The sequence below is a fragment of the Flavobacterium sp. IC2-16 genome (assembly GCF_055521455.1).
The window spans coordinates 1,566,951-1,581,567 of sequence record NZ_CM145480.1 but is presented as its reverse complement, the minus strand read 5'-3'; the positions used below and the strand labels follow the sequence as shown (position 1 = coordinate 1,581,567).

General features: G+C 35.2%; 15 protein-coding genes. 8 read left to right on the top strand and 7 right to left on the bottom strand.

Translation table 11 applies throughout. The features are described from left to right. Window positions 1-80 precede the first annotated feature (80 nt). The 3 genes from ACZ1JT_RS07135 to ACZ1JT_RS07125 all read right to left on the bottom strand — a co-directional run bounded on the left by ACZ1JT_RS07135 (window position 81) and on the right by ACZ1JT_RS07125 (window position 2,692). On the bottom strand, window positions 81-1,058 hold the full coding sequence (locus tag ACZ1JT_RS07135) for a ribonucleotide-diphosphate reductase subunit beta (protein ID WP_465093152.1): 978 nt from the start codon (window positions 1,056-1,058) through the stop codon (window positions 81-83). Between the two features lie 269 nt (window positions 1,059-1,327). Then, window positions 1,328-1,894 (bottom strand): DUF3109 family protein, encoded by a 567-nt coding sequence (locus tag ACZ1JT_RS07130; protein WP_465093151.1) that lies wholly within the window; start codon window positions 1,892-1,894, stop codon window positions 1,328-1,330. A 54-nt stretch (window positions 1,895-1,948) separates the two neighbouring features. Next, a complete protein-coding gene (locus ACZ1JT_RS07125) occupies window positions 1,949-2,692 on the bottom strand; it encodes a hypothetical protein (RefSeq protein WP_465093150.1) in 744 nt (247 codons plus the stop codon). Between the two features lie 142 nt (window positions 2,693-2,834). Here ACZ1JT_RS07125 and ACZ1JT_RS07120 point away from each other — a divergent pair, with 142 nt between their 5' ends. Genes ACZ1JT_RS07120 through ACZ1JT_RS07110 form a run of 3 tightly spaced genes read left to right on the top strand, consistent with a single transcriptional unit; the run spans window position 2,835 to window position 4,290 of the window. Beyond that, complete coding sequence (locus ACZ1JT_RS07120; protein WP_465093149.1) at window positions 2,835-3,410, top strand: MarC family protein; 576 nt, start codon at window positions 2,835-2,837, stop codon at window positions 3,408-3,410. A 50-nt stretch (window positions 3,411-3,460) separates the two neighbouring features. Continuing rightward, entirely contained in the window at window positions 3,461-3,658 is a 198-nt protein-coding gene (locus tag ACZ1JT_RS07115; protein WP_465093148.1) for a hypothetical protein, read from the top strand. A 23-nt stretch (window positions 3,659-3,681) separates the two neighbouring features. After that, on the top strand, window positions 3,682-4,290 hold the full coding sequence (locus ACZ1JT_RS07110; protein WP_465093147.1) for an FAD-dependent oxidoreductase: 609 nt from the start codon (window positions 3,682-3,684) through the stop codon (window positions 4,288-4,290). Between the two features lie 2 nt (window positions 4,291-4,292). Here the strand turns inward: ACZ1JT_RS07110 and ACZ1JT_RS07105 are convergent, their stop codons facing one another. The 3 genes from ACZ1JT_RS07105 to ACZ1JT_RS07095 are packed head-to-tail and all read right to left on the bottom strand — an operon-like array spanning window position 4,293 to window position 6,896. Next, window positions 4,293-5,867 (bottom strand): S41 family peptidase, encoded by a 1,575-nt coding sequence (locus ACZ1JT_RS07105; protein WP_465093146.1) that lies wholly within the window; start codon window positions 5,865-5,867, stop codon window positions 4,293-4,295. A gap of 1 nt (window position 5,868) precedes the next feature. Continuing rightward, on the bottom strand, window positions 5,869-6,297 hold the full coding sequence (locus ACZ1JT_RS07100) for a deoxycytidylate deaminase (protein WP_465093145.1): 429 nt from the start codon (window positions 6,295-6,297) through the stop codon (window positions 5,869-5,871). 5 nt (window positions 6,298-6,302) lie between these two features. Beyond that, window positions 6,303-6,896, bottom strand: a complete 594-nt coding sequence (locus ACZ1JT_RS07095) for a HupE/UreJ family protein (protein ID WP_465093144.1) — start codon at window positions 6,894-6,896, stop codon at window positions 6,303-6,305. 130 nt (window positions 6,897-7,026) lie between these two features. Here ACZ1JT_RS07095 and ACZ1JT_RS07090 point away from each other — a divergent pair, with 130 nt between their 5' ends. Further along, window positions 7,027-7,458 (top strand): tellurite resistance TerB family protein, encoded by a 432-nt coding sequence (locus ACZ1JT_RS07090; RefSeq protein WP_465093143.1) that lies wholly within the window; start codon window positions 7,027-7,029, stop codon window positions 7,456-7,458. Window positions 7,459-7,494: 36 nt separating this feature from the next. Here the strand turns inward: ACZ1JT_RS07090 and fbp are convergent, their stop codons facing one another. Continuing rightward, window positions 7,495-8,502, bottom strand: a complete 1,008-nt coding sequence (gene fbp, locus ACZ1JT_RS07085; RefSeq protein ID WP_465093142.1) for a class 1 fructose-bisphosphatase — start codon at window positions 8,500-8,502, stop codon at window positions 7,495-7,497. A 151-nt stretch (window positions 8,503-8,653) separates the two neighbouring features. Here fbp and ACZ1JT_RS07080 point away from each other — a divergent pair, with 151 nt between their 5' ends. The 4 genes from ACZ1JT_RS07080 (at window position 8,654) to ACZ1JT_RS07065 (ending at window position 14,465) form a co-directional block, all read left to right on the top strand. Next, the gene (locus ACZ1JT_RS07080) at window positions 8,654-9,136 is read left to right on the top strand and encodes an N-acetyltransferase family protein (protein WP_465093141.1); all 483 of its coding nucleotides are present in this window, start codon (window positions 8,654-8,656) and stop codon (window positions 9,134-9,136) included. A gap of 1 nt (window position 9,137) precedes the next feature. Next, window positions 9,138-10,391, top strand: coding sequence for an aspartate kinase (locus ACZ1JT_RS07075; protein WP_465093140.1), 1,254 nt, complete (start codon window positions 9,138-9,140; stop codon window positions 10,389-10,391). Window positions 10,392-10,475: 84 nt separating this feature from the next. Beyond that, window positions 10,476-13,880, top strand: coding sequence for a hypothetical protein (locus ACZ1JT_RS07070; protein ID WP_465093139.1), 3,405 nt, complete (start codon window positions 10,476-10,478; stop codon window positions 13,878-13,880). 60 nt (window positions 13,881-13,940) lie between these two features. Next, on the top strand, window positions 13,941-14,465 hold the full coding sequence (locus ACZ1JT_RS07065) for a hypothetical protein (protein ID WP_465093138.1): 525 nt from the start codon (window positions 13,941-13,943) through the stop codon (window positions 14,463-14,465). Window positions 14,466-14,617 lie beyond the last annotated feature (152 nt).

Here is a 14,617-nt window from a genome sequence, read left to right as displayed (position 1 = left end):
GCAATCCCTTCCTTGCTTTCGGTTAGTAATTATTGAACACAAGCACAAGTCTCCCGACATTTTATAGCGCTCTATTAATATTAAAAATCAGCGTCGAAACTAATTTTACTTGATTCTGAATCGGAATTCATAACTCCTGCTTTTTGATATTCTGCCACACGTTTTTCAAAGAAGTTGGTCTTTCCTTGCAATGAAATCATGTCCATAAAATCAAACGGATTTGAAGCGTTGTAAACTCTTTCACAACCTAATTCCACCAATAATCTATCGGTTACGAATTCTAAATATTGTGTCATCAACGTCGCATTCATTCCAATTAAACTTACCGGAAGTGATTCGGTAATAAACTTTCTTTCAATATCCAACGCATTCGTGATAATTTCGGTTATACGCTCTTTAGACACTTTATTTACAATATGGTTTCGATGTAAGTGCACAGCAAAATCACAATGCATTCCTTCATCGCGAGAAATTAATTCGTTAGAAAACGTTAATCCTGGCATTAAACCACGTTTTTTCAACCAATAAATAGAACAGAACGATCCCGAAAAGAAAATCCCTTCTACAGCAGCAAAAGCAATTAGACGTTCCGCAAACGAATCTGACTCAATCCACTTTAAAGCCCATTCTGCTTTTTCTTTAATAGCAGGAAACACTTCAATCGCATGGAACAACTGATTTTTTTCAGCCTCATCTTTCACATACGTATCAATCAATAACGAATAGGTTTCGCTATGAATGTTTTCCATCATGATTTGGAAACCGTAAAAGAATTTAGCTTCCGGATACTGCACTTCGTTCACAAAGTTTTCAGCTAAGTTTTCATTTACAATTCCGTCAGAAGCAGCAAAAAATGCTAAAATATGCTTGATGAAATATTTTTCATCATCATTTAATTTGTTGTTCCAATCAGATAAATCCTGATGCAAATCAATTTCTTCTGCGGTCCAAATACAGGCCTCTTGTTTTTTATACCATTCCCAAATATCTTGATGTTTGATAGGAAAAATTACAAATCGGTCTTTGTTTTCTTGCAATATTGGCTCGACTACTGACATAGTTATTTGAGTTTTACGGAATTATATTATAGATTTTTTAAGCAACTTGGGGATTACAAAGATTTAAATTTGAAACGTAAAAAGAAAGCTAAACTTATTCACAATCGGGGCGAGTTTTTAACAATCCTTATTTTAACCTGTTTAAAAAAATTGAAGTCTAAGTTACTGATTTTTAATAAATTATAAAAGAAGAAAAAACTGAAAAATTAGCCCTCAGCTACTGTAAAAACACTAACTGAAAGCTAATTTTAAAATATAAAATAACGGGATTATTTTTTGAATTCTTCGGCAACTTTTTCCAACTCGGCATACCAGTCGGAACCAAATTTTCGAATCAGAGCTTCTTTAACAAATTTGTATACCGGAACACTTAGTTCTTTTCCTAAGGAACAAGCATCATCACAAATATGCCACTTATGATAATTTACGGCCGCAAATTCGCTATATTCTTTAATACGAATAGGATATAAATGACATGAAACCGGCTTTTTCCAATCCACCAAACCTTGATTATAGGCTTGCTCAATACCGCAAAGTGCCGTTTCTCCATCAAAAATAACATAAGCACAATCGGCTCCGTCAATTAATGGTGTTTCAAGTTCTCCATCATCTCCGATAACAGAGGTTCCTTGCGCTTCGATGGCGGCAATGCCTTCCGAACGTAAAAACGGTTTCACCTTCGGAAAAATAGCCTCTAAAATTTTAGTTTCTTCTTCTGTTAAAGGTGCTCCGGCATCTCCATCTACACAACATGCCCCTTTGCAAGCCGAAAGGTTACATACAAATTCTTTTTCCAGAATCTCTTCTGAAACTATGGTTTTTCCTAATTGAAACATAGCTGCAAAGGTACGTTTTTAGAAAATGAAAACATACAACTGTTTTCGGAAAAATTACATGAATTTATAGTCGGCTTTTTTAAAGCTTTTCGCTTCTTTTTGCAAAGCCACACATTCCATGGTAGTTACTTTCCCACCTTTTTGAATATCTTTCATTTCAACCATCATTGTTAACGGTCGATCGGTTGGTTTAAAATAACCTTTGAAGAAATCTGGAGTAGCCGAACCTTGTTGTGCATTAAAGATATTGCCAAAACTTACTTTAGCGTCGTTGGTGTAATAAAACTTCATCACATAGTTAGCATTTGAAGCCTCAACCCCTTTGCATTTATACCCTAAAATAACTTTGTCTGGTAATGCCTTATAGGTAAATTTAGTGTATTTTGGATCGGTACTTTTTGTTTTAGAATTATCCGGCATTTTTGAAGCCATAGCCATTTTTTGTGCCTCTTGACCAAAAGCTGTTACCATCAATTTGTTTTTTTGATCGATAATCATGAACATGTCGGATTTTGCTTGTTTCATAGAAGCTCCAACATAATCAACATTGGGCTGAAGAAAATAATCGGTAGTCATTTCTTTACCTGCATCGGTTTTAACTTTCATGGTATATTTCCAACTAAACTCATAACTCGTAGGAACTTCAGAAACATCAGCTTTATTTCTTCCATAAGCCATTGCAGCAGCAGGGTTAGCCGTACTACTTCTGCGTTTATGTGTTTTAGACCCAACTTGTGCATCGGCAACAGAAAAAAACATTACGCCTAATGCTACTAGAGACAATTTTAAAGAATTCATATTCAATTGATTTTTAGATTTATAAAATATGTGTTCGACGAAGATACTAGAATTTACTAAATTTTCACCTATCGAAAATTAACGATTTATTAGCTATCTTCGGAATAAAATAAAATAGCTTTGCACCTTTAAAAAAAACACCATGAATTTTGACATCAAAGAAATTTTAACAGTAGGTATGGTTTTGTTTGCAGTTATCGATATTGTGGGCACGATTCCTATTATTGTTGATTTACGAACTAAAGTTGGCCATATTCAATCGGAAAAGGCTTCTCTTGTTGCCGGAGTGATTATGATTGCTTTTTTGTTTGTTGGAGATGAAATTTTAAAATTCATGGGAGTTGACGTAAAGTCTTTTGCCGTTGCAGGTTCGATTGTACTTTTCTTCTTAGCCTTAGAAATGATTTTAGGCATTACTCTTTATAAAGACGAAGAACCAAGCACGGCTTCTATAGTTCCTATTGCATTTCCATTAATCGCAGGAGCCGGAACCATGACAACATTATTATCGCTTAGGGCGCAATACCAACCTATCAACATAGTAGCAGCAATTCTTATCAATATTGTAATTGTTTATGCGGTTTTAAAATTGTCTTCTAAAATCGAAAAAGCCCTAGGAAAAACAGGTCTTGGGGTTATTCGAAAAGTTTTTGGTGTAATCTTATTAGCTATTGCTGTTAAATTATTTGCCGGTAATGTTAAAGGCTTGTTCATTTAAGCTGATTTTTAGTAATTTCACAGCCTGTTAGAACGATAAAAATAATGATGATGAAGACTTTTACCTACATTGTGATTGCCCTTGCTGCATGTTTAATACTTTTCAACATAACTCTTTTAGATTTCTCTAATCTTTTTGAAGGCAAAAGTATGGTTGCCTTAATTGGAATTGCGGCTTCTTTGTGTGCCATTTGCATTCTATTGATTTTCCGTATGTCGAAAATCATTGATGAAAAAACGAGAGACTAACCAATCATTAACTCCTTAGAAAGATGTTTGATGTTTTAATTATTGGCGGTGGTGCCTCTGGAGTTTCTTGTGCTCTGGTTCTAGGTTCTGCACATAAAAAATCGTTTGTAGCCGATAAAAAAATCGGAATTATCACCCATCAAAAAGCATCGTACTTGCAAGATGCCATTTTTCATAACGCTTACGGTATTCCTAACGGTACATTAGGCACTGATTTGTTAACGGAAAGCACAAAACATCTGCATGAGGTTTACCCACACATTACTCAAATCGAGAAAGAAAAAGTAATTTCGGTTTCGGGAGAAAAAGGAAATTTCACGATAACAACGAATAAATCTACATACCAAAGCAAAATTATTGTTATTGCTATTGGCTCTTCTAATCTATTTGCAATTGATGGTTTGATGCAGTATATCGAACCTCATAAAAAATCGCTGGCAGAAAAAAACAGAATTCAATTAATAAATGAAGACCAAAAAGTAGCCGAAGGCATTTATGTTTGTGGAACTTTAGCCGGACACCGCAGTCAACTTTCTATAGCAGCTGGTAGCGGTGCTGCAGTAGCTACCGATATTTTAGTACTTTGGAACAACGGCATTGAAACCCACTCCCACGATAGTATTCGAAAATAATTTTAATGTTCGTTTAAAATTGTTTTTATCATAGGGTCTTCTTTCAAAACAATTTTGAAATAATCTGTTTCCGTAAACAACTGTCGCGCAAACTCTGCCGTTATATATCGCTTTACGACTTCTTTTTGAGTATCTAAATTAAACATCAATCCGCTTTTTGCGATATAGCTTTTAAAATTCGTAAAATACATGTCGGTTGCATTTACTTTTTGAACCATTTGATTAAAAGTTAGGTTTTGAAATGCTTTTCGATTTGCATCCAATTGTTCAAAAACAAAATAACTCATTAAACCGGATTGCATTAACATCCCTAAGGCTTCATCACCATGACTTCCTTCAATAGGAACAAAAACATCGGGAATTATTCCACCGCCACCATATACAATACGACCTTTTTTGGTTTTATATTTTAAACTATCGGCCACTTTAATGCTATCGGCAGCTAACAATTCGCCACTTACAAATCGCTTTTCAAAATCATTAAAATATTCTTCATTACCGTGATCATATGGTTTTTGAATAGAGCGTCCTGATGGTGTGTAATACCTCGCCACGGTTAAACGTACCGCAGAACCATCACCTAATGGCATTTCTTTTTGCACCAAACCTTTTCCAAAAGAACGTCTCCCCACCAAAGTGCCACGATCGTTATCTTGGATTGCTCCAGCTAAAATTTCACTGGCCGAAGCAGAATTCTCATTGATTAAAACAAACAATTTACCGTTTTCAAAATTTCCGGCATCGGTAGCAAAGGTCTCTTCAATCTTACCTTTTTTGTTTTTGGTTTTTACAATAAGTTCTTTCTTCTTAAGAAATTCATCTGCAATTTGAGCCGCCATTTCCATATATCCGCCACCATTATCTCGAACATCTACAATCAGCTCGGTAGCGCCTTGTTTTTTCAAATCAAGCAAACCTTTTTTAAATTCCTTGTATGTGGTTTCGGCAAATCGGTTTATTTTAATATATCCCGTTTTCGGATTCAGCATAATGGCGATATCGACACTTTTTAGCGGAATAACATCGCGCGTAACCGTTACATCGAATTTTTTGTTTTCCAATTTTCGAAAAACCGTCAATTTTACTTCAGAACCTTCCTCCCCTTTTAACTTAGAAAACAAACTATCTGATGGTAATTTTCTTCCAAAAAGTTTTGTTTTTTCTGCAAATAAAATTCGGTCACCCGATTTCAAACCTGCTCGTTGCGAAGGTCCGTTTTCAACCGGTTTAATTATGGCAACCGTATCTTTATACATGTAAAAATTAACGCCAATCCCAACAAAATCGCCTTTCATGCTCTGAGAAACCTGTTCCATTTCGTTTTTGGCAATATAAACAGAATGTGGATCCAGCTTCTCTAAAATACCATTCACCGTTAAATCTACTATAGAATCGGTGTTTACATTATCGACATATTCGCTTTCAATAAGCTCCATTAACTTATTGAGTTTACTCCGACTGGAATTGCTGGCAAAGCCCGTTTTAGGACTTCCTGTATTTAAATACCCCCCAATAAGCACACCTACCGCAATTGCGGTAGCAACAATAATGGGCATGTATACTTTTTTTACTCTCATTTTAATCCAAATCGGCTATAAAATCAACCTCAACACCTGCTTTACGTAAAAATTCCAATCCCGAATCGTCTTTATAACCTTCATGGTAAACCACTCTTTTAATTCCGGATTGATGAATAAGTTTACTACAATCTTTACACGGAGATAAAGTTATATACAGTGTTGCGTTTTCACAAGATTGTGTTGAACGGGCAACTTTAGATATGGCATTGGCTTCTGCGTGAAGCACATACCATTTGGTTGTTCCTTCATCGTCTTCACAACAATTCTCAAAACCAGAAGGTGTTCCATTGTAGCCATCGGAAATAATCATTCTGTCCTTTACAATGATGGCACCTACCTGCTTTCTTTTACAATACGACAATTGTCCCCATTCTTTAGCAATTCGCAAATAGGCTTTATCGTATTTATTCTTTTTCTTTTCTTTCATTCGTATTATCTATTCCAAATAGGATTATTCACTATCATTGGCAAAATTACACCAATTACAAATGCCGACATAACCAAAGTCCAATCGCGTTTCGAAAATCTAAAAAAAGTTTGAACGATGTAAGCTACTATCAAAACCATCAAAACCACTATAATTTGAGCCGCTTCTATACCAACGGCAAACTCCAAGAGCGGCATTAGTTTGTCGGAAGCTGTTCCGGGTAAAATCGCTTTAAAATAACTTGAAAATCCTAAACCATGTATAATTCCAAAAAACGCTGTAACAATTGCAATAAATGTGATGCTTTCATTTTTTCCGGATTTCCCCGCTGTAAACAGATGGAAAAATGCAGTAATTAAAATCGTAATGGGAATTAAAAGTTCCACCAATTGCGGCTTAATATACACCACGCCATAAACCGAAAGCAATAACGACAACGTATGACCAACAGTAAACAATGAGACTAAAATAAACACGCGTTTCCAGTCTTTAAAAGCATACGGAGTAACCAAAGCAATTAGAAAAAAAACATGATCATAGGCCTTAACGTTCAAAACGTGATGCAAACCTATGTTGAAGTATGTTAAAAATTCAGACATTTTGATTTGTTTTTAGATTGGGTTCTCAAACATACAATTTATTTTGCTATTTGTGTTCGCAGCTTAAGAAAAGCTTATCATTTTTTGAAGTAAAATTCGTAAATTTGAGCAACACAAACACACATACATTATGTCTCTTTCCGATTTGTACGACAGCGAATTTAGAAGCAGAAACAAAGGTCATTTTTCTGCTATTGTTAGAGTAGCCATTGCCGATGGAGAATTAAGTTTTGAGGAAAAAACTTTTTTAGACAAACTGGCCATTCAACTTGAAATTTCCCCAGAAGAATACGAGGAAATTCTAGAAAACCCATTAAAATATCCAGTAAATCCTCCTTCGTTATACATACAACGCTTAGAACGACTGTATGATTTGTCTCGAATGGTTTTTGCCGATCACGTTTTGGGACCAAAACAAAAAGAAATTCTTCAAAAATTTGCTCTTGCGTTAGGATTTACGCCTGGCAATGTGAGTTATATTGTTGACAAGTCGCTTTCTTTATTGATTATGAATGTAGATTTAGACACATACATCTACGAAATGCAACACATGAATAAATAAAAAAGGGAGTTAGTTGTTAACTCCCTTTTTATGTTTTTATTTGTATTTAGCCATAAATTCTTCGGCTTTCAAGACCATATTCTTACTTCCGCAAAAGAATGGTACTCTTTGGTGCAATTCTGTTGGTTGAACTTCCATAATTCGGCCGTAACCGTCTGATGCTTTCCCGCCAGCTTGTTCCGCTAAAAAGGCCATCGGATTACATTCGTACAACAAACGCAATTTACCGTTAGGCGCTTTGGAACTGGTTGGATAAATATAAATTCCACCTTTAATTAAGTTTCTATGAAAATCCGACACCAAACTACCAATATAACGTGACGTATACGGTCTGTCGTTTTCTTCCATCTGACAGTATTTAATATAATCCTTCACGCCTTGTGGAAAATGAATATAATTCCCTTCGTTCACCGAATAGATTTTTCCGTCTTCCGAAAACTGCATATTAGGATGTGACAAATAGAATGTTCCGATAGCAGGATTTAAAGTAAAACCATTAACCCCATGCCCTGTAGTATAAACCAACATGGTTGATGTTCCATAAATTACGTACCCCGCAGCCACTTGTTGAGTTCCAGGTTGTAAAAAATCCTCTAAAGTTACCGGAGAACCCATTGGCGTTACTCTTCTAAAAACCGAAAAAATTGTTCCTACTGAAACGTTAACATCAATATTCGAAGACCCATCCAAAGGATCCATCAACACTACGTATTTATTATTATCGTCACCCGATTTTCCGTGAATGGCAATAAAATCATCATTTTCTTCCGAAGCAATTCCACAAACAATTTCACGGTTGATTAAGGTTTGAATAAATACTTCGTTAGCATAAACATCTAGCTTCTGTTGGTCTTCTCCTTGAACATTTTGCTCACCCGCAGCACCCACAATATCAACCAATCCCGCTTTGTTAACCTTGTAATTTACAACTTTAGCAGCCAACCGAATAGCATTGATAATTCGCGACAATTCTCCAGAAGAATACTTAAATTCTTCTTGCTTTTCAATGATAAATTCTCCTAATGTTTTATTACGTTCTTCCATTATTTGTGTGTTGTGTTTTCTAATGCAAATATTATGTTTAATTTTTGATTTTCCTTAAATCTGAAAGAGAAAATCGTTTTAAGCATTAAATCTCACCTAAAGTTATTTTATCTTTGAATCGAAATTCCAAAACCTTAAAAAAGAAAACAAAATGCTGATTCGTAAAGGAAATTCGAACGATATGCCAGCTGTTCTCGATTTGATTCGTGAATTGGCTGTTTTTGAAAAAGAACCTGACGCTGTTGTGGTAACAGTAACCGATTTGGTTCGCGATGGTTTTGGCGAAAACCCTTTGTTTCAAACGTTTGTTGCCGAAGTAGAAGGCGATATTGTTGGAATGGCTCTTTATTATTACCGCTACTCAACCTGGAAAGGAAAAACCATTCATCTTGAAGATTTAATCGTAAAAGAAAAAATGCGCGGGACAGGAGTTGGCATGGCTTTATATACAGAAATCATGAAACAAGGAAAAAAAGATGGCGTTCGCAGAATCGAATGGAATGTTTTGGACTGGAATCAAAATGCGATTGATTTTTATGAAAAATCCGGCGCAAAAGTTTTAAACGATTGGCGTGTGGTACAAATGACAGAAGAAGGAATAATTACTTTTTTAAACAATACAATAAACTCGTAAAATGAGAATTTTTAAATTTGGAGGTGCTTCGGTTAAAGATGCCGAAGGAATTAAAAACGTATATCGCGTTTTACAACAAGTAGGACACGATGATGTGTTACTAGTAGTTTCCGCAATGGGCAAAACCACCAATGCCTTAGAAGTAGTTATTAAAAACTATTTCGAAAAATCGAAAGAACTAAATGCTTCTATTCAGGAAGTAAAAAAATACCACATTCAAATTGTATTGGATTTGTTTGAAGATGAAAACCATCCTGTTTTTAAAGCTATAAACAATCATTTTTCAGATTTAGAACATTTCTTGAATTCAAATAAATCACCCAATTACAATTTTGTATACGATCAAGTGGTTAGTATGGGTGAAATCATTTCGACTACCCTATTGAGCCATTATTTCAATTATGTTGGATTAAACAATACTTGGGTTGACGTTCGTTCTTTAATTAAAACCGACACCACTTATCGCGATGCTATTGTAGATTGGGAGCTTACACAAAAAACGATTTCAAAAAACATAAAAAAGAAAATCTTAAACATCACGCAAGGGTTTTTAGGTTCGGATGAAAACAATTTTACCACTACTTTAGGCAGAGAAGGTTCCGATTATACTGCGGCTATTTTTGCATATTGTTTAAATGCAGAAAGTGTTACCATTTGGAAAGATGTTCCTGGGGTTTTAAATGCCGACCCACGTTATTTTGAAAACACCACACTGCTTAACCAAATTTCATATCGTGAAGCTATTGAGTTGGCGTTTTATGGTGCATCGGTAATACATCCCAAAACATTACAGCCTTTACAAAGCAAAGAGATTCCTTTGTATGTAAAGTCATTTATCAATCCGTTATTACCGGGAACAAGCGTTTCCAAAGGAGCGGCTTTGGAGCCACACACCTCTTGTTTTATTGTAAAGAAAAACCAACTTTTACTTTCGCTTTCTTCTATTGACTTTTCGTTTATTATGGAAGAACATATTAGTGAGATTTTTGCCCTTTTCCACAAATACAAAATGAAAGTGAGCTTAATTCAGAATTCGGCCATCAGTTTTTCTGTATGTTTAGAAGATAAATTCGAGAATTTTGGAGAATTACGGTCAATCTTAGCAAAAAAATTCAAAGTTACTTACAACGAAAACGTATCGCTTTACACCATTCGTCACTTTAGTGATAAAGCTATTAATATGGTTGAAAAAGGAAAAACGGTTTTAGTGAAACAAATGAGCCGTGAAACAATGCAAATAGTAACTAAAGAATAACATATTGAAGCACTTCGCTTAAGTGCATTAATTATTTCATATCAATTATAAATACTACTTTTGATGAATACGAGTTATTACTGTATGCTGAAAAGAGTAGTATTTTTATTTCTGTTCGTTTTTGTTTCTAGAGGTTTTGCTCAAGACAACAACCAACTTTATCATTCCAAAAAAATCACTACGAACGAAACTTTAATTGTAGTAGACAGCACTAGCATTAATAAAGCATTTTTCAAAGTTTTGACTTCTGCCGGAACTGAAATAGACACCACAAACTACAACGTTGATTTTCAAAAAGGAACCTTAACTTTTAAAAACAATTTTCAAACGTCAGATACTTTAACTGTTCGCTATTTAAAATTTCCTGAATATCTTACCAAAAAATACAGCATTTACAACCAGAGTAGAGTTGTTAGTAATGAAGCTGGAAGAAACCTGTACCAACTAACTAAAGAACCCATAAATACCTTCAAACCTTTTGACGGACTTAATACTTCGGGAAGTATTACACGAGGTGTAACTGTGGGGAACAATCAAAATACGGTTGTGAATTCCAATCTGGATTTACAAATTACTGGGAAGATTTCAGAAAAAGTTAGCCTAAGAGCCTCCCTTCAAGACAGCAACATTCCGCTTCAAGAAGGCGGTTATTCGCAGAAACTAGACGAATTCGATCAAATATTTGTGGAATTATTTTCTGAAAAATGGAGTATCCGTGCTGGAGATTTATTTTTAGAAAACCGTCAATCTCGCTTTTTAAATTTCAATAAAAAAGTTCAGGGCCTTTCCACTCACTTTATGTTTGGCGGTCCAGACAATAAAACCGATGTTTTTGCTTCAGGTGCTGTGGTTCGAGGACAATATGCACGAAGCACTTTTAAAGGTCAGGAAGGCAATCAAGGGCCGTACAAACTCAAAGGACCAAATGGCGAGCTTTTCGTTTTGGTCATTTCGGGTTCCGAGCGTGTGTATGTTAACGGAATTTTATTAGAGCGTGGTGAAAACAACGATTACATTATCGATTACAATGCCGGTGAAATACGATTTACTTCTTTATTTCCGATTACTTCCGAAATGCGTATTAATGTTGAATATCAATATTCCGACAGAAACTTCACCCGATTTGTAACCTATGGCGGAGTAACGCACCAACAAAAAGAATGGAATATTGGAACTTTTATTTATTCGGAAAACGATGTTAAAAACCAACCACTACAGCAAAACTTATCGGAAGAACAAACGCAAATTTTAGCAAATGCCGGCGACGATAGCAGTTTAATGACGGCTCCATCTGCCTACGAAGACAGTTATTCGGAAAACAAAATTCTGTATCGAAAAATCATTATAAGTGGCGTAGAAGTATTCGAATATTCCAATGACCCTAACGAAACCTTATACAATGTCCGATTTAGCTTAGTGGGCAACAACCAAGGGAATTATATTTTATCCAGCAATCAGGCCATTGGAAAAATTTACGAATATGTAGTTCCGATAGCCGGAGTACCACAAGGAAATTACGAGCCAATTGTGCGGCTTATTGCACCCACAAAAATTCAGATTGCTACTGTTTTAGGAGGTTATAATCCAAATGAAAAAACGGCCATTGACTTTGAAGCTGGAGTAAGCAATAACGATAAAAACCTCTTTTCTAATCTTGATGATTCAGACAACAAGGGTTTTGCAGCAAAACTAAACGCGAAACAACGATTGTCATCCGGCAAATGGAACATTGATGCTTTTGCAAACTATCAGTTAATCCAAAAACAATTTCGAACAATTGAACGTTTGTTTACTATTGAATTTAACCGAGATTGGAACCTAACCAACCCTATTGGCAATCAGAGTTTACTTATTACAGGAGTACAAGCCGAATTGCCCTCAAAAGGAATTGTAAAATATCAGTTAGAAAAGTTAGATTTTTCGGAAAGTTTTTCTGGAAACCGACACGTTTTAGATGCCAATTTCAATCTTGCTCAATGGCAATTCACAACATTTAACAGCGCTTTAAAAAGTAGTGGAACATATTCGGATTCGAAATTTATCCGAAGTCAAACCCGATCCAAATACCATTTCAATAAAAATTGGGTTGGTGGCAGTTTACGAATGGAAGACAATGAAGAAAAAATTAACGAAACCGGTGCGTTTTCTGCTTTAAGTCAGCGATTTAAAGAATTCGGAGCATTTGTTGGACGAGGCGACAGCACTAAAGTATATATGGAATTAGGCTATTTAAACCGCAGCAATGACAGTTTGCAAAATGGCTTTATCCAAAAGGTTAACACCTCCCATTCTTATTATTTAAAATCGAAAATTTTACAAACCGACAAAAGCGATTTATCGATATTTGTAAATTATCGAAAGCTAAAATTTGAAGACGCATCTCATCCTGATGAACCCTCGTTAAATTCTCGATTATTATATAACGATCGTTATTTCAATCAATTAATACAACTTACTACCGCATACGAAAATACTTCGGGAACCATTGCACAACAAGAATTCACCTATGTAGAAGTTAATGCTGGCCAAGGTGTTTATATGTGGAACGATTACAACGGCAACGGCATCCAAGAACTTCAAGAATTTGAAATTGCTCAATTTCCCGATCAGGCAAAATATGTACGCGTGTTTCTTCCAAATCAGATTTTCGTAAAAACACATCAAAACAAATTTTCACAGTCGGTTATTATTAACCCATTACAATGGCAAAACGATTCTGGATTCAAGAAACTGGCTTCCTATTTTTACAATCAGACTACATTTTTATCGGAACGAAAAATTTTAAGACAAGGCGACAATTTTGATTTAAATCCATTTTCTTCAAATGAAACCAATCTGTTAGGACTAAATTCCACGTTACGAAACAGTTTGTTTTATAATCGCGGAAAACAACACCATTCCATCACCTATACTTTTTTAAGAGCGCGAAACAAAAACCTATTGTCTACTGGAGCAATCGAAAATAAAAATCATGCCCATCAAGTACAATATCAGCATTTAGTAAAGAAAACATGGCTTTTCAATTATGGGATGAAAACTATTTTTTCAGAAACTACTACCGAAAATTACGCGAGTCGCAATTATAAAATTGAAGGCTATCAATTAAATCCGAAAATTTCTTATTTGTTTTCGAACAATGCAAGCTGGGATCTTTTTTACGAATACCAAAACAAAGAAAATAAAATTGGATTATTAGAAGTCTTACAACAACACCGCTTAGGAACTTCTTTTACCTATTCCGGCAAAAAACAATTCACAATGAATGGCGAATTCTCTTTTTACCAGAATCAATTTGATGGGAATGCGCTTTCACCTGTTGCATTTCAAATGCTTGAAGGATTACAACCAGGAAAAAACATGACCTGGAGACTCTTACTTCAAAAAAATCTAACACAATATCTCGATATTAATTTAACCTATCAAGGAAGAAAAAGTGAAACTTCACAGGCCATACACACAGGAAGCGTGCAACTTCGAGCATATTTTTAATGGCACACTATTTGTGATGTTATTTTTCATAACTTTAATATTAAATTAATCTGTAAAACAATGAAAAAAATAGTTCTATTAGGCCTTGCCATGATTATTTCCTTAGGAATCTCTGCACAAGAAGTAGCTGCTAAAAAAAGTAGCGCAAAAACTAAAACTGAAAAAACCACCAAAGAAGTAGAAGCCAAAGTTAAGAGAACAAAAGCTGAGGCTAAAGAAACTGCAAAAAAAGCAGACCCTAAAGTAAAAGAAAACTCAGCATCGGCTACTGGTGTTGTAAAATCTACAGAAGGAAAAACAAAAGCAGCAGCAAATAAGGTTGACGCTAAGATTAAAGACGAAGCACATAGCGGCGAAACCAAAACACATAAGGCAAAAACCATGACCAACAAAGCAGATGCTAAAGTAAAAGATGAAGGTAAAAGCACTGTAAAAAAAGCAAAAGAAAGAGCTAGTACAGAAAAAGCTCCTAATGTAGCCGATAAAGTAACCGGAGAGTACAACGGGAAAAAAGTATATACTGGACCTCGAGGTGGTAAATACTATATAAATGCTAACGGAAACAAAACCTATATCCAGGATTAAAGTATTCCAACCGTACAAAAACCGTACAATTAAAAAGCAAAAACCGTAACAGATTAAGTTACGGTTTTTTTTGTTTTGTGGAGAAGATGGGGCTCGAACCCACTCCATTATCTCTTTATTTACAGCACCTCACAGACATCCCATAAGTTTGT

Bases quoted from the DNA above. Each gene is read 5' to 3' on its own strand.
- ACZ1JT_RS07135 (WP_465093152.1), bottom strand. From the start codon at position 1,058: ATGTCAGTAGTCGAGCCAATATTGCAAGAAAACAAAGACCGATTTGTA.
- ACZ1JT_RS07130 (WP_465093151.1), bottom strand. From the start codon at position 1,894: ATGTTTCAATTAGGAAAAACCATAGTTTCAGAAGAGATTCTGGAAAAA.
- ACZ1JT_RS07125 (WP_465093150.1), bottom strand. From the start codon at position 2,692: ATGAATTCTTTAAAATTGTCTCTAGTAGCATTAGGCGTAATGTTTTTT.
- ACZ1JT_RS07120 (WP_465093149.1), top strand. From the start codon at position 2,835: ATGAATTTTGACATCAAAGAAATTTTAACAGTAGGTATGGTTTTGTTT.
- ACZ1JT_RS07115 (WP_465093148.1), top strand. From the start codon at position 3,461: ATGAAGACTTTTACCTACATTGTGATTGCCCTTGCTGCATGTTTAATA.
- ACZ1JT_RS07110 (WP_465093147.1), top strand. From the start codon at position 3,682: ATGTTTGATGTTTTAATTATTGGCGGTGGTGCCTCTGGAGTTTCTTGT.
- ACZ1JT_RS07105 (WP_465093146.1), bottom strand. From the start codon at position 5,867: ATGAGAGTAAAAAAAGTATACATGCCCATTATTGTTGCTACCGCAATT.
- ACZ1JT_RS07100 (WP_465093145.1), bottom strand. From the start codon at position 6,297: ATGAAAGAAAAGAAAAAGAATAAATACGATAAAGCCTATTTGCGAATT.
- ACZ1JT_RS07095 (WP_465093144.1), bottom strand. From the start codon at position 6,896: ATGTCTGAATTTTTAACATACTTCAACATAGGTTTGCATCACGTTTTG.
- ACZ1JT_RS07090 (WP_465093143.1), top strand. From the start codon at position 7,027: ATGTCTCTTTCCGATTTGTACGACAGCGAATTTAGAAGCAGAAACAAA.
- fbp (WP_465093142.1), bottom strand. From the start codon at position 8,502: ATGGAAGAACGTAATAAAACATTAGGAGAATTTATCATTGAAAAGCAA.
- ACZ1JT_RS07080 (WP_465093141.1), top strand. From the start codon at position 8,654: ATGCTGATTCGTAAAGGAAATTCGAACGATATGCCAGCTGTTCTCGAT.
- ACZ1JT_RS07075 (WP_465093140.1), top strand. From the start codon at position 9,138: ATGAGAATTTTTAAATTTGGAGGTGCTTCGGTTAAAGATGCCGAAGGA.
- ACZ1JT_RS07070 (WP_465093139.1), top strand. From the start codon at position 10,476: ATGCTGAAAAGAGTAGTATTTTTATTTCTGTTCGTTTTTGTTTCTAGA.
- ACZ1JT_RS07065 (WP_465093138.1), top strand. From the start codon at position 13,941: ATGAAAAAAATAGTTCTATTAGGCCTTGCCATGATTATTTCCTTAGGA.